Source organism: Streptomyces sp. NPDC047028 (assembly GCF_040644095.1).
Taxonomy (GTDB): domain Bacteria; phylum Actinomycetota; class Actinomycetes; order Streptomycetales; family Streptomycetaceae; genus Streptomyces.
The window spans coordinates 31963-46934 of the sequence record NZ_JBEYVS010000021.1 but is presented as its reverse complement, the minus strand read 5'-3'; the positions used below and the strand labels follow the sequence as shown (position 1 = coordinate 46934).

Here is a 14972-nt window from a genome sequence, read left to right as displayed (position 1 = left end):
AATCATCCTCCCGGTCGGGCCGGTTGTGCGGCTTCCAGGAGTTCGGCGAGTTCCACCAGGTCGGTGCCGGTGAGGCGGGGCAGGGTGCAGCCGGGCAGGGTGCGGCAGGCGTCCCGCCAGCTCTCCGGAATCGCGGCGCCGCCGCCCAGGGCGCCGGTGAGGGCACCGGCCAGGGCGGGGGCGGAGTCGGCGACCCGGGAGAGGCAGGCGGCGGCCGGCACGGCCTCGGCGATGCGGCCCCGCGCGGCCGTGGTCAGGGCGAGGGCCACGGGGACGGTTTCGGCGGCGGCGATGCCGTAGCTGTAGACGTGGTCGACGATCTGGTGTTCCAGGAGGGGGACGAGGGCGAAGGGGGAGGGGCTGTCCTGGGCCAGGGCCATCGCGTTGCGGGCGTTGCGGCCGATCTCCGTCTCCAGGGGGAGTTCGGCGAGCGCCGCGAACACGCAGGCGTCCGTGTCCGCGCCGGAGAGGGCGAGTGCCAGGGCCGCCGCCATCGCCCGGGCGCCGTGGACGCCGTCGCCGTCCTGGGTGTAGCGGGCGTCGAACTCGGCGAGGTCGGCGGCGCGGGCGGGGTCTCCGGGGTGGGCGACGGCGAGGGCGCAGGCGCGGACGCAGGCGGCGTCGTCGAAGTAGTGCGGGTTGTCGTGGCCGGTGGCGGGCGGGCGCAGTCCGGTGGCGAGGTTGCCGAGTCCGGCGCGGACGGAGATGCGGGCGCGCAGCGGGAGGACGGCCGACTCGATCTCGGGGGCGCGGTCCGCCGCCGCGGCGACTTCCGAGGCGACGGCGGTCCAGGTCAGGTCGATGGCGGCGCGCATACGGCGATCCCGGCCGAGGTCGCCGAGGATGCCGTCGTCGCCGGCCCGCAGGACCGCTTCCGCGGCGAAGGCGGCCCATTCGGCGTCGTCGGAGGGGCCGAGGCGGAGGGGTTCCGGGGGCTGGTTGAGGGCGATCGGCACGGGGAGGGTGGTGGTCGCGTTCTGCTCGGCGAAGGTGTCCAGTTCGCGGGTGAGGCGGCGGGTCCACTCGGGCATGCGGGCGGCGCGGTGGCGGGCGGCGGGCCAGCCGGCGGCGTCGCCCGCGGCGAGGCCGAGGAGCAGCCCCTCGATACGACGCGAGCGACCCGGACCGCCGGTCACGACGCCCCCTCACTGTCCCCGTGCCCGGCGTTCCCGGCCCCCACCAGGGGGCTCCGCCCCGCCCGCCCATCACCCGACTCGTTGGGCTGAGAGGTGGGCGCCAGGGGTTCGGTGGGTTGGGAGGCGGCCGTCAGGAACTCGGTCGGCTGGGAAGTGGCGGGCTGCGGCTCGGTGGGATGGGCGGCGGGGGCATCGGAAGCGAGGACGAGGAACTCGCCGGGCTGGGTCCCGGGCGGCAGGAGTCTCGCAGGGGGAGTGGCCGAGGGCCGGGGACCGGTGGGGGAAGCGGCTGAGGGTAGGGGGCCGGTGGGCGGAGTAGCGGGGAACAGGGGGCCGCTGGCGGGAAGAAGGTCGCTGGGCAGCATGGCCCCGGTCGACGAAGCGACGGAAGGGTGGGAGACCGGGGGTGGGGCGGGGGTGGCTGCTGTCCACTTGTCACCCTCCTCCGGGACCAGGAGTTCGGCCACGTCCAGGATGTGGTGGCCGGACATGGAGGGGAGGCAGCGGCCGCGGGCCGGGCCGATCGCGGCGGACCAGTCGGGCGGGATCGCGGACTCGCCCCGGGTCGCGCCGGACAGGGCGCCCGCCACCGCGGCCGTCGTATCGGCGTCGCGGCCCATGTTGACGGCCGTCAGCACCGCTTGCCGGAAGTCGCCGTCGGCCGCCGCGTACGCGCCGAAGGCGAGGGCGACCGCCTCGGGGGCCAGATCGGTCCACGGATAGCCGCCGATGACCACCGCGGAGCGGACCGCGCGTTCGCCGCGGTGGGCGACCGCGGCGGCCCGGCGCAGCGAGCGGGCCGTCCAGGAGTCCTCGGGGATCGCGGCCAGCGCCGAGGCGATCACCACCGGCGGCGGCGCGCCCGTCATCGCCGCCGCCACGCCCGCCGCGACCGCCTGGCCGCCGTAGATGCCCTCGCCCTCGTGGCTGACCGAACCGTCGATCGCCACCAGCCGGGCCGCCTCTCCGGGGCGGCCCGCCGCGAAGACGCCGAACGGCGCCGCCCGCATCGCCAGTCCGTCGCTCCAGGCGTGCCGGTGCTGCGCCGAGATCGGCGCGGCGAGCCCCCGGCGGAGGTTCTCCAGCGTGCCGCGCTCGCTGAAGCCCGCCCCGCGGAACGGCCCCTCCGCCCGGTCGGCGATCCACTCGTGCCACGCGGCCTCCACATGGGCCGGCGTCAGCGCCGAGCCGTGCCGGGCCAGCAGCAGACCCGAGAAGATCGCGTACTCCGTGTCGTCCGTGCCCGACGGCCGCTCGGCGACGTACCCGGTGATGCGCCCCCAGCGCGCCCGGATCTCGGAGGGCTTGAGGTTCTCCGCCGGAGCGCCGAGGGCGTCGCCGACGGCCAGGCCGAGCAGTGCGCCGCGGGCCCGTTCGCGGAGTCCGGCGGCGTCCCCGGGTGCCGGAACCGGGGGGATGCAGGCGATCGATGCCATGGCGGCCTCTCCTTCAGGGCTCCACGACCCTTTGCGGATGTGTCCCACGGCGGCGGGCGCCCCAGCCCGCGCGCCCCCAGCGTCACCCGGTCGGCATCTGAGCATCCATGATCACGTATGAGCATCCAGCGCCCCGGGAGAGGTAAAAGCGCAGGTTAGTGGAGCCTTTCCTTGGTGGCGGCGCACGGATTATCGGCGTAAGTTCAGTGGAGTCGAAAAGTAGAACTCGTCCAAAGTTAGCTTTGGCTAAGCTTCCTGGGGGGGCCGCATGGCCATCATCGAAACCGAGGCCGCGCTCCACGAAGCGCATCGTGACAACCACACGCACCGCGACGTGAACGGCGGCTGGCTGCGCCCCGCCGTGTTCGGCGCCATGGACGGCCTGGTCTCCAACCTCGCCCTGATGACCGGCGTGGCCGGCGGCTCCGTGAGCCAGCAGACCCTTGTCATCACCGGCCTGGCCGGCCTCGCCGCCGGCGCCTTCTCCATGGCCGCCGGCGAGTACACCTCCGTCGCCTCGCAGCGCGAACTCGTGGAGGCCGAACTCGACGTCGAGCGCCGCGAGCTGCGCAAGCACCCGCAGGACGAGGAGGACGAGCTGGCCGCACTCTACGTGTCCCGCGGCGTCGAGCCCGCCCTGGCCCGGGAAGTGGCCCGGCAGCTGTCCCGGGACCCCGAGCAGGCGCTGGAGATACACGCCCGCGAGGAGCTGGGCATCGACCCCGGCGATCTGCCCTCCCCGCTGGTCGCGGCCGTCTCCTCCTTCGGCTCGTTCGCCCTGGGCGCCCTGCTCCCCGTCCTGCCGTTCCTGCTGGGCGCCACCGTCCTGTGGCCGGCCCTGCTCCTCGCCCTCGCCGGACTGTTCGGCTGCGGTGCGGTGGTGGCCAAGGTGACCGCGCGGAGCTGGTGGTTCAGCGGCCTGAGGCAGCTCGCGCTGGGCGGCGCCGCGGCCGGTGTGACGTACGCCCTGGGCACGCTGTTCGGAACGGCCGTAGGATGACGCGACCGGAACCTATGCGTGGAGTCGTATAAGTTCCCATTCCAACGGCTCATTACTCGCTGGTTTCGACTGCGTGACCACCGGGCATGAGCTGTAAGCGCAGTGGGCAATGACGCCTGCCGCGCTCCCCCTGGGGTGAGCGACGACGCTCCTCCCGGCCCTCCTTCCCGGGCCGACGGACACCGATCCGACCGATCTCGTCCGGACCGGTCCACCACATACTTTCCGCCACCGCGCGGAGCCATCGCGCGGAAGCCGCCGTGCGCGCACTACCCCGCACGCACCGTCGCGGCACCCGGCCGCACCCCCGTGCGATGTCCGCATGCTGGAACGGAGTATCCGATTCCCGAGATCCGCTCCATCATGTAACCTGCACCAAATTTCGCACTTCACGCAGAGGGCCAACGTCGTCCCTCGGCACCAGCACATGCCACATGACGACGACGGGAGAGCCGATGCGTACGCCGCGCCAGCCGTCCCAGCACTCCGTGAACGACCGCCCGAGCTGGTCTTTCATGGATGCTCGCCCTGCCGCGCAGGGTATGTACGACCCCCGCGACGAGCACGACGCCTGCGGCGTCGGCTTCGTGGCCACCCTCACCGGTGAGGCGAGCCACGCGCTGGTCGAGCAGGCGCTGACTGTTCTGCGCAACCTCGAACACCGCGGTGCCACGGGCTCCGAGCCCGACTCCGGCGACGGCGCCGGCATCCTCTCCCAGGTCCCCGACGCTTTCTTCCGCGAGGTGGCCGGATTCGAGCTGCCCGTGGCCGGTGCGTACGCCGTCGGTATCGCCTTCCTCCCGGAGGACGGCACCCAGGACGCCATCTCGAAGATCGAGACGATCGCGGCCGAGGAGAACCTCACCGTCCTCGGCTGGCGCGAGGTCCCCGTCGCCCCCGAACTGCTCGGTGCCACCGCCCGCTCCACCATGCCGGCCTTCCGGCAGGTGTTCGTCGGCGACGGTGGGAGCGAGGGCATCGCCCTGGACCGCAAGGCGTTCGTGCTGCGCAAGCGCGCCGAGCGCGAGGCCGGCGTGTACTTCCCGTCGCTCTCCGCCCGCACGATCGTCTACAAGGGCATGCTGACCACCGGCCAGCTGGAGCCCTTCTTCCCGGACCTGTCCGACCGCCGCTTCGGCTCGGCGATCGCGCTCGTGCACTCCCGGTTCTCCACGAACACCTTCCCGTCGTGGCCGCTCGCGCACCCGTACCGGTTCGTCGCGCACAACGGTGAGATCAACACCGTCAAGGGCAACCGCAACTGGATGCGCGCCCGCGAGTCCCAGCTGGTCTCCGACCTGTTCGGCGACAAGAACCTGGACCGCGTCTTCCCGGTCTGCACCCCGGACGCCTCCGACTCCGCCTCCTTCGACGAGGTCCTGGAGCTGCTCCACCTCGGCGGCCGCTCGCTGCCGCACTCCGTGCTGATGATGATCCCGGAGGCGTGGGAGAGCCACCGCTCCCTGGACCCGGCCCGGCGCGCCTTCTACCAGTTCCACTCCACGATGATGGAGCCCTGGGACGGCCCCGCCTGCGTCACCTTCACCGACGGCACCCAGGTCGGCGCCGTCCTCGACCGCAACGGTCTGCGCCCCGGCCGCTACTGGGTCACCGACGACGGCCTCGTCGTCCTCGGCTCCGAGGTCGGCGTCCTGGACATCGACCCCGCCAAGGTCGTCCGCAAGGGCCGCCTGCAGCCCGGCCGCATGTTCCTCGTGGACACCGCCGAGCACCGCATCATCGAGGACGACGAGATCAAGGCCGCCCTCGCCGCCGAGCAGCCGTACGCCGAGTGGCTGGAGGCCGGCGAGATCGAGCTGGGCGACCTGCCCGAGCGCGAGCACATCGTCCACACCCACGCCTCGGTCACCCGCCGCCAGCAGACCTTCGGCTACACCGAGGAGGAACTCCGCGTCCTCCTCGCCCCGATGGCCAAGGCCGGCGCCGAGCCGATCGGCTCCATGGGCACCGACTCGCCGATCGCCGCGCTGTCCGAGCGCCCGCGCCTGCTCTTCGACTACTTCACCCAGCTGTTCGCGCAGGTCACCAACCCGCCGCTGGACGCCATCCGCGAGGAACTGGTCACCTCGCTGCGCTCGTCGCTGGGCCCGCAGGGCAACCTGCTCGACCCGACCGCCGCCTCCTGCCGGTCCGTCGTGCTGCCCTTCCCGGTCATCGACAACGACGAGCTGGCCAAGCTCATCCACATCAACGCCGACGGCGACATGCCTGGCATGAAGGCCGCGACCCTGTCCGGCCTGTACCGGGTCTCCGGCGGCGGCGAGTCGCTGGCCGCGCGCATCGACGAGATCTGCGCCGAGGCCGACGCCGCCATAGAGAACGGCGCCCGCCTCATCGTCCTCTCGGACCGGCACTCCGACGCCGAGCACGCGCCGATCCCCTCGCTGCTGCTCACCGCCGCCGTCCACCACCACCTCATCCGCACCAAGCAGCGCACCCACGTGGGCCTGCTGGTCGAGGCCGGCGACGTCCGCGAGGTCCACCACGTCGCCCTGCTCATCGGCTTCGGCGCCGCCGCCGTCAACCCGTACCTGGCGATGGAGTCCGCCGAGGACCTGCTGCGCGCCGGCACCTTCATCGACGGCATCGAGCCCGAGCAGGCCATCCGGAACCTCATCTACGCCCTCGGTAAGGGCGTCCTGAAGGTCATGTCCAAGATGGGCATCTCCACCGTCGCCTCCTACCGCGGCGCCCAGGTCTTCGAGGCCGTCGGCCTCGACGAGGCCTTCGTCGAGAAGTACTTCAACGGCACCGCCACCAAGATCGGCGGCGTCGGCATCGACGTCATCGCCGAGGAGGTCGCCGCCCGCCACGCCAAGGCCTACCCGGCCTCCGGCATCGCTCCCGCGCACCGCGCGCTGGAGATCGGCGGCGAGTACCAGTGGCGCCGCGAGGGCGAACCGCACCTGTTCGACCCGGACACGGTGTTCCGCCTCCAGCACTCCACGCGCACCGGCCGGTACGACATCTTCAAGAAGTACACCGACCGCGTGAACGAGCAGTCCGAGCGTCTGATGACGCTGCGCGGCCTGTTCGGCTTCACCTCGGACCGCCCCTCTATCCCCGTCGACGAGGTCGAGCCGGTCTCCGAGATCGTCAAGCGCTTCTCCACCGGCGCCATGTCGTACGGCTCCATCTCCCGCGAGGCGCACGAGACCCTCGCCATCGCCATGAACCAGCTGGGCGGCAAGTCCAACACCGGTGAGGGCGGCGAGGACCCGGAGCGCCTCTACGACCCGGCCCGGCGCAGCGCCATCAAGCAGGTCGCCTCCGGCCGCTTCGGCGTCACGTCCGAGTACCTGGTCAACGCGGACGACATCCAGATCAAGATGGCCCAGGGCGCCAAGCCCGGCGAGGGCGGCCAGCTGCCCGGCCACAAGGTGTACCCGTGGGTCGCCAAGACCCGGCACTCGACGCCGGGCGTGGGCCTGATCTCCCCGCCGCCGCACCACGACATCTACTCCATCGAGGACCTGGCCCAGCTGATCCACGACTTGAAGAACGCCAACCCCAAGGCGCGCATTCACGTCAAGCTGGTCTCAGAGGTCGGCGTCGGCACGGTCGCGGCCGGTGTGTCCAAGGCGCACGCGGACGTGGTCCTGATCTCCGGCCACGACGGCGGTACGGGCGCCTCGCCGCTCACCTCGCTGAAGCACGCCGGTGGTCCCTGGGAGCTCGGCCTCGCCGAGACCCAGCAGACCCTGCTGCTCAACGGGCTGCGCGACCGCATCGTCGTCCAGACCGACGGCCAGCTGAAGACCGGCCGCGACGTCGTCATCGCCGCGCTGCTCGGCGCCGAGGAGTTCGGTTTCGCGACCGCGCCGCTCGTCGTCTCCGGCTGCGTCATGATGCGCGTCTGCCACCTCGACACCTGCCCCGTCGGTATCGCCACCCAGAACCCGGTCCTGCGCGACCGCTTCTCCGGCAAGGCCGAATACGTGGTGAACTTCTTCAAGTTCATCGCGGAAGAGGTCCGCGAGCTCCTCGCCGAGCTGGGTTTCCGCTCCATCGAGGAGGCCGTCGGCCACGCCGAGGTGCTGGACGTCGAGCGCGCGGTGAACCACTGGAAGGCGCAGGGCCTGGACCTCAAGCCCCTCTTCCACGTGCCGGACCTGCCCGACGGCGCCGTCCGTCACCAGCTGATCACCCAGGACCACGGCCTGGAGAAGGCCCTGGACAACGAGCTGATCAAGCTCGCCGCCGACGCGCTGGCCGCCTCGGACGCCACCGACGCCCAGCCGGTGCGCGCCCAGGTCGCCATCCGCAACATCAACCGCACCGTCGGCACGATGCTCGGCCACGAGGTGACGAAGAAGTTCGGCGGCGCGGGCCTGCCCGACGACACCATCGACGTCACCTTCACCGGCTCCGCCGGCCAGTCCTTCGGCGCGTTCCTGCCGCGCGGCGTCACGCTGCGCCTGGAGGGTGACGCCAACGACTACGTCGGCAAGGGCCTGTCCGGCGGCCGGATCGTCGTCCGCCCCGACCGGGGCGCCGACCACCTCGCCGAGTACTCGACCATCGCGGGCAACACCATCGGCTACGGCGCCACCGGCGGCGAGCTGTTCCTGCGCGGCCGTACCGGTGAGCGGTTCTGCGTCCGCAACTCCGGCGCCCTGGTCGTCTCCGAGGGCGTGGGCGACCACGGCTGCGAGTACATGACCGGCGGCCACGCCGTCGTCCTCGGCGCGACCGGCCGCAACTTCGCGGCGGGCATGTCCGGCGGTGTCGCCTACGTCGTCGACCTGGACCGCGACAACGTCAACATCGGCAACGTGGACGCCGTCGAGGCGCTGGACGACACGGACAGGCAGTGGCTGCGCGACGTGGTGCGCCGCCACGCCGAGGAGACCGGCTCGACGGTCGCCGAGAAGCTGCTCGCCGACTGGGACACGGCCGTGGAACGGTTCAGCAAGATCATCCCCAGCACGTACAAGGCAGTGCTCGCCGCCAAGGACGCCGCCGAGCGAGCCGGTCTCACCGAGACCGAGATCACCGAGAAGATGATGGAGGCGGCGATCAATGGCTGACCCGAAGGGCTTCCTGAACCACGGCCGTGAGGTCGCCAAGACCCGCCCCGTCGAGAACCGCGTCAAGGACTGGAACGAGGTCTACGTCCCCGGCTCCCTGCTGCCGATCATCAGCAAGCAGGCCAGCCGCTGCATGGACTGCGGCATCCCGTTCTGCCACAACGGCTGCCCGCTCGGGAACCTGATCCCGGAGTGGAACGACTACGCCTACCGTGAGGACTGGTCGGCGGCGCAGGAGCGCCTGCACGCCACCAACAACTTCCCGGAGTTCACCGGTCGTCTCTGCCCGGCCCCCTGCGAGTCGGCGTGTGTGCTCGGCATCAACCAGCAGCCGGTCACCATCAAGAACGTCGAGGTCTCGATCATCGACAAGGCGTGGGAGACCGGGGACGTCGCCCCGCAGATCCCGGAGCGCCTGTCCGGCAAGACCGTCGCCGTCATCGGCTCCGGCCCGGCCGGCCTGGCCGCCGCCCAGCAGCTCACCCGGGCCGGTCACACGGTCGCCGTCTACGAGCGCGCGGACCGCATCGGAGGCCTCCTCCGGTACGGCATCCCCGAGTTCAAGATGGAAAAGCGGCACATCAACCGCCGTATCGAGCAGATGCGCGCGGAGGGCACCCGCTTCCGCACGGGCGTCGAGATCGGCCGGGACCTGTTGGCCACGGACCTGAAGAAGCGGTACGACGCGGTCGTCATCGCCGCCGGTGCCACGACGGCGCGTGACCTGCCGGCGCCGGGCCGCGAGCTCAAGGGCATCTACCAGGCCATGGAGTACCTGCCGTTGTCCAACAAGGTCCAGGAGGGCGACTACGTCGTGTCGCCCATCTCGGCCGAGGGCAAGCACGTCGTCGTCATCGGCGGCGGCGACACCGGCGCGGACTGCGTGGGCACCGCCCACCGCCAGGGCGCGGCCTCGGTCACCCAGCTGGAGATCATGCCCCGCCCCGACGAGGAGCGGCACCCGACGAACCAGCCCTGGCCGACCTTCCCGATCCTGTACAAGGTCACCTCGGCCCACGAGGAGGGCGGCGAGCGGATCTACTCCGCCTCCACCACCCACTTCGAGGGCGACGAGGACGGCAACGTGCAGTGGCTGCACCTGGCCGAGGTGGAGTTCGTCGACGGCAAGCTGACCTCCAAGCCGGGCACCGAGCGCAAGATCCCGGCCCAGCTGGTGACGCTGGCCATGGGCTTCACCGGCACCGACCGCGAGAACGGTCTGGTGGAGCAGTTCGGTCTGGACCTGGACGAGCGCGGTAACATCGCCCGCGACGCCGACTTCCAGACCAACGTGCCGGGTGTGTTCGTCGCCGGTGACGCCGGCCGCGGCCAGTCCCTCATCGTGTGGGCGATCGCGGAGGGCCGCTCGGCCGCCCGTGGAGTCGACCGCCTGCTCGCGGGCGCCAGCGACCTGCCGGCCCCGATCCGCCCGACGGACCGCTCCCTGATGGTCTGACGGCCCCAGATACGTCCCGTACAACGGCGTACGGAACAAAGACGGCGCCTGCCCAACCGTCCCCGACCGGACAACAGGGCAGGCGTCGTCGCATGTCTACGGTGCCCGCGGCGAGGCCCCTCAGGAGCGTGACCCCCAGGCCGACCCGCCCGTCAGCCCCGTCACCTTCATCCAGGCCAGCACCAGCATCACCGCCAGGAGGGCCACGCACACGCCCGCCTGGACGAGGGTGCGGCGGCCGTCCCGGGGCGCGTACGCGTACGCCAGCGTGACCACGCCACCCGCCAGCAGCCCGCCGAGGTGGCCCTGCCAGGACGTCGCCCACGCGGAGAGCACCAGCCACAGCAGCAGACCCGTCATGTACTGGTTGACCGCCCGCATGTCGTAGCCCAGGCGGCGGCCCATCACCCAGTACGCGGCGCCCAGCCCGAAGATGGCACCGGAGGCGCCGACGGCCCGCCCGTCCGGCGAGATCAGCAGCAGCAGGACCGATCCGCCCAGTGCCGACAGCAGGTACAGCGCGAGATAGCGGGCCCGGCCCAGCTGCGCCTCCACGATCCGGCCGACGCCCCACAGCGAGACCATGTTCATCACGATGTGCAGCACACCGATGCCCTGGTCCGGCGGCAGGTGCAGGAACGCGCTGGTCAGCATCCGCTCCCACTGGCCGCCGGCCACGCCCTCGACGTGCATCGACGCGGGATACACGGACTGGTACACGTAGTGCGCGCCGTCCGCCCCCTTGAGCCCGACGCCCTGCATCCCGAACCGGTCCACGATGGACGGCCGGGCCAACTCGGCCAGGTAGACGAGCACGTTGAGCCCGATCAGCACGTACGTCACCAGCGGCACCGCGCTGACCCGCCCGCCGAACGCGGTCCGTGCCTGACGCACGGTCCGGGCCTGCTCCTTCACGCATTCCACGCACTGGTGGCCGACGGCGGCCTCCCGCATGCAGGACGGGCAGATGTACCGGTCGCAACGGGTGCAGCGGACGTGCGACTCCACTCTCGGATGGCGGTAGCAGGTGGTCACGGCGGACTCGGCGGTCACGGCCGGCTCCTCGGGACGTTCGGGGACAGGACGAGCCGGTGGGGACGGCGCCGATCAACATAGCCAACGCCTGTGACAGGAGGGGATGCTGGGGCCTGATCACGTACGCTCGGCCGGGACAGGGGAACGTGGGGGAGGGGCAGGGGCATGGCCGCGATCAGTCTCAGCAAGGTGGAGGAGACAGCGCCCGCGCTCGCCGGCGCCTACCGGTCGGCGGGGATCTCCCTGCGCAAGCACGGCCTGGACGGGCTGCGCGCCGCCGTCTACCTCGTCGTCGACTACTCCGGCTCCATGAAGCCCTACTACCAGGACGGCAGCGTCCAGGCCCTCGCCGACCGGGTGCTGGGCCTGTCCGCGCACCTGGACGACGACGGCCGGGTGCCGGTGGTGTTCTTCTCCACGGACATCGATGCCGTCACCGACATCGAACTCGCCGACCACCAGGGCCGTATCGACCGGATCGTGGCCGGGCTCGGGCACATGGGCAAGACCAGCTACCACCTGGCGATGGACGCCGTCATCGACCACTACCTGGACAGCGGCTCCACCGCGCCCGCGCTGGTCGTCTTCCAGACCGACGGCGGCCCGATCAACAAGCTCGCCGCGGAACGCTACCTGTGCAAGGCGGCGAAGCTCCCGCTGTTCTGGCAGTTCGTCGGCTTCGGCGACCGGCGCAGCAAGCAGTTCGACTTCCTGCGCAAACTGGACGAACTGGCCGTGCCCGGCAAGCGGATCGTGGACAACGCCGGGTTCTTCCACGCGGGCCACGAGCCGCGCCGCCTCTCCGACACCGAGTTGTACGACCGTCTCGTCGGCGAGTTCCCGAGCTGGCTCGCGTCGGCCCGCGCCGCCGGGATCGTCCCGTTCACCGGGAGCTGAGCCCGTCCGCCAGGACCAGGTCCCGGCACTCCTCGGGCGTGCCCCACGCCGCGAGCAGCGCGCGGGCTTTCGTCAGCCACAGCGACAGGCCGTACTCCGCCGTGTACCCGATCGCGCCGTGCAGATGAAGCGCCGTGCGGGCGGTGGTGTACGCCGCCTCGCAGGCCGTCAGCTTGGCGGCGGCCACGTCGGCGGGGCGCATCGTCAGGGCCGCCCCGAAGAGCAGGGGCCGGGCGAACTCCAGCGCGATCTTCGCGTCGGCCAGCCGGTGCTTGACCGCCTGGAACGAGCCGACGGGGACGCCGAACTGGGTGCGCTGCCCGACGTACGCCACGGTCCGGTCGAGGAGGGCGAGCCCCACGCCGAGGGCCTGCGCGGCGGTGGCGAGGCGTATCCAGGTGAGGGCGCGACCGACCGCGGGTGCGGGGGTGAGGAGTTCGCCGCCGGGGGCGAGCGGGGCCAGGCGGCGGGCGGGGTCGAGGGATGCGCGGACCGGGCCGGCACCGGGGGACAGGCGCAGGCCCTCCGCGGTCAGGGACAGCCGCAGGTCCGCCGAGTCGCCGTCCAGGGCGTCCGTGCCGGAAGCCGCCACCGTCGCCAGGGTCCCGCCGGCGGCCAGGCCCGGCAGGAACCGCTTGGCCAGGGCGGGTTCACCGAGCAGCAGCGCGGCGCCGACCGTCTCCGCCAGCGGCCCGGGTACGGCGTGCCGGCCCAGCTCGACGAAGGCGACGGCCACTTCGACGGGCCGGGCGCCCACCCCGCCGTACTCCTCCGGCACCGCGAGCGCGAACACGCCCGCGCCGGCGATACGGCGCCACAGGGCCCGCCCGGGTCCGCGCTCGCCACGGGCCCAAGTCCGGACGACCGGCTCGGTCCGCGCCGCGGTGAGCATGGCGCCGAGCGAGTCCGCGAAGGCGCGCTGCTCGGCATCGAGGAGGAAGCGCATCAGCGGCGTCCCTTCGGCAGGCCGAGGAGGCGCTCGGCGATGATGTCGCGCTGGATCTCGTTGGTGCCGGCGTAGACCGGACCGGCGAGGGAGAACACGTAACCCTCCGCCCAGGGGTTCTCGGCGAGTTCGCCCTCGGTGCCCAGGATGTCGAGCGCCGTCTCGTGCAGCGCCAGGTCGTACTCGGACCAGAACACCTTGTTCATGCTGGACTCCGGACCGAGCGAGGCGCCCTCCAGGACGCGGGAGGCGGCGGCGTAGGTGAACACCTGGTAGGCGCGGGCGCCGATCAGCGCGTCGGCCACCCGCGCGCGGGCGTCCGCCGGGCCGCCCCGCTCCCGCCACAGCTCGTGCAGCCTCGCGGCGGAGGCGAGGAATCGGCCGGGGGAGCGCAGGGTGAGCCCGCGTTCGTCGCCCGCCGTGGCCATCGCGATGCGCCAGCCCTGCCCCGGCTCACCGATCACGTCCGCGTCCGGCACGAACACCTCGTCCAGGAACAGCTCCGCGAACGCCGGCTTGCCGTCGAGGCGGCCGATGGGGCGCACGGTGACGCCGGGCGCCCGCAGGTCGAACATCAGGTACGTCAGGCCCTGATGGGGTCTCGGCGTGTCCGGGTCGCTGCGGAACAGGCCGAAGGCCCGGTCGGCGAAGGCGGCCCGGGAGGACCAGGTCTTCTGGCCGCTCAGGCGCCAGCCGCCGTCCGTCCGCACCGCCCGGGAGGTGAGCGAGGCCAGGTCGGAGCCCGCCTCCGGTTCGGACCAGGCCTGCGCCCAGACCACCTCGCCGCGGGCCATCGGCGGCAGCACCCGCGCACGTTGCTCCGCCGTGCCGTGGGCGAACAGGGTCGGCGCGAGCAGGCTGATCCCGTTCTGCCCGACCCGGCCGGGCGCGCCCGCCGCCCAGTACTCCTCCTCGAAGACCAGCCATGCCAGGAGAGAGGCCGCCCGGCCCCCGAACTCCTCCGGCCAGGACACCACCGACCAGCGGTCCGCGGCCAGTTCGGCCTCCCACGCGCGGTGGGCCGCGAAGCCCTCCTCGGTCTCCAGGGAGGGCAGGGGGGTGCGGGGCACGTGCGCCGCGAGCCAGGCGCGGGCGTCGGCACGGAACTCCTCGTCGGCCCCGGAGTGCAGCAGGTCCACGGTCGCGGTCACCGTCCTTCCCTCTTCACGTCACCGACTTCCCTAACAAGTGTTTGGTAGGTTAGCGTGGCCCTATGACAGGCGTCGAGAGTCCGGCGTACGAGCCCGGACACGGGCTGCTGAAGGGGCGCACCGCCGTCATCACCGCGGCGGCCGGCGCGGGTATCGGCGGGGCGACCGCTAGCCGCTTCCTGGAGGAGGGCGCGCGGGTGCTGATCAGCGACGCCCACACCCGCCGCCTCCGTGAGCACGAGACCGAGCTGGCCCGGCGGTTCCCCGGCGCGGTCACCGCGCTGCCCTGCGACGTCACCGACGAGACCCAGGTACGGGCCCTCTTCGACACAGCAGTTCGGGAGCACGGCCGGCTGGACATCGTGGTCAACAACGCCGGCCTGGGCGGCACCGCCGACCTCGTCGACATGACCGACGACCAGTGGTCCCGGGTCCTGGACGTGACCCTGGGCGGCACCTTCCGCTGCACCCGGGCCGCGCTGCGCGCCCTGCGCCGCACCGGCGGCGGAGTGATCGTCAACAACGCCTCCGTCGTCGGCTGGCGCGCCCAGGCCGGGCAGGCCCACTACGCCGCCGCCAAGGCCGGGGTGATGGCGCTCACCCGCTGCGCGGCCGTAGAGGCCGCCGCCTACGGCGTCCGCGTCAACGCCGTGGCGCCCAGCCTCGCCATGCACCCGCACCTGGCCAAGGTCACCTCCGCCGAACTCCTGGACGAACTGACCGAACGGGAAGCCTTCGGCCGGTACGCCGAGCCCTGGGAGGTGGCCAACGTCATCGTGTTCCTGGCATCCGGCTACTCCTCCTACATGACCGGCGAGGTCGTCGCCGTCAGCAGCCAGCGCGCCTGAGGACGGGCAGACCACA

Annotated in this window: 9 protein-coding genes and 1 pseudogene; 5 read left to right on the top strand and 5 right to left on the bottom strand. The window is 72.3% G+C overall.

Annotated features, from left to right (window positions below):
* Positions 1-2: 2 nt before the first annotated feature.
* Together ABZ854_RS19900 and ABZ854_RS19895 are read right to left on the bottom strand one after the other, a co-directional pair.
* Positions 3-1136, bottom strand: coding sequence for an ADP-ribosylglycohydrolase family protein (locus ABZ854_RS19900; protein WP_361212336.1), 1134 nt, complete (start codon positions 1134-1136; stop codon positions 3-5).
* Positions 1137-1558: 422 nt separating this feature from the next.
* Positions 1559-2572: pseudogene (locus ABZ854_RS19895) on the bottom strand (ADP-ribosylglycohydrolase family protein); the annotation flags it as partial.
* Between the two features lie 268 nt (positions 2573-2840).
* Here ABZ854_RS19895 and ABZ854_RS19890 point away from each other — a divergent pair.
* The 3 genes from ABZ854_RS19890 (at position 2841) to ABZ854_RS19880 (ending at position 10079) form a co-directional block, all read left to right on the top strand.
* Positions 2841-3572 carry a VIT1/CCC1 transporter family protein gene (locus ABZ854_RS19890; RefSeq protein ID WP_361212333.1) on the top strand — a complete coding sequence of 244 codons (732 nt, stop codon included), beginning with the start codon at positions 2841-2843 and terminating at the stop codon, positions 3570-3572.
* A gap of 455 nt (positions 3573-4027) precedes the next feature.
* Positions 4028-8623 carry a glutamate synthase large subunit gene (gltB, locus tag ABZ854_RS19885; protein ID WP_361212581.1) on the top strand — a complete coding sequence of 1532 codons (4596 nt, stop codon included), beginning with the start codon at positions 4028-4030 and terminating at the stop codon, positions 8621-8623.
* Positions 8616-10079, top strand: coding sequence for a glutamate synthase subunit beta (locus ABZ854_RS19880; protein ID WP_361212330.1), 1464 nt, complete (start codon positions 8616-8618; stop codon positions 10077-10079). Before gltB ends, ABZ854_RS19880 begins: the two co-directional genes overlap by 8 nt.
* 120 nt (positions 10080-10199) lie before the next feature.
* On the opposite strand, the gene ABZ854_RS19875 is transcribed toward ABZ854_RS19880, so the two are convergent.
* Positions 10200-11132 carry a rhomboid family intramembrane serine protease gene (locus ABZ854_RS19875; protein WP_361212328.1) on the bottom strand — a complete coding sequence of 311 codons (933 nt, stop codon included), beginning with the start codon at positions 11130-11132 and terminating at the stop codon, positions 10200-10202.
* Between the two features lie 147 nt (positions 11133-11279).
* Here ABZ854_RS19875 and ABZ854_RS19870 point away from each other — a divergent pair, with 147 nt between their 5' ends.
* Positions 11280-12011 carry a VWA domain-containing protein gene (locus tag ABZ854_RS19870; RefSeq protein ID WP_361212326.1) on the top strand — a complete coding sequence of 244 codons (732 nt, stop codon included), beginning with the start codon at positions 11280-11282 and terminating at the stop codon, positions 12009-12011.
* On the opposite strand, the gene ABZ854_RS19865 is transcribed toward ABZ854_RS19870, so the two are convergent.
* Both ABZ854_RS19865 and ABZ854_RS19860 read right to left on the bottom strand, forming a co-directional pair.
* A complete protein-coding gene (locus ABZ854_RS19865) occupies positions 11998-12957 on the bottom strand; it encodes an acyl-CoA dehydrogenase family protein (protein WP_361212323.1) in 960 nt (319 codons plus the stop codon). The genes ABZ854_RS19870 and ABZ854_RS19865 overlap by 14 nt on opposite strands.
* Entirely contained in the window at positions 12957-14096 is a 1140-nt protein-coding gene (locus ABZ854_RS19860; RefSeq protein ID WP_361212579.1) for an acyl-CoA dehydrogenase family protein, read from the bottom strand. The genes ABZ854_RS19865 and ABZ854_RS19860 overlap by 1 nt, the downstream gene beginning before the upstream one ends.
* 74 nt (positions 14097-14170) lie before the next feature.
* On the opposite strand from ABZ854_RS19860, the gene ABZ854_RS19855 reads away from it, so the two are divergent.
* A complete protein-coding gene (locus ABZ854_RS19855; protein WP_361212320.1) occupies positions 14171-14956 on the top strand; it encodes an SDR family oxidoreductase in 786 nt (261 codons plus the stop codon).
* The last annotated feature ends 16 nt before the right edge of the window (positions 14957-14972 follow it).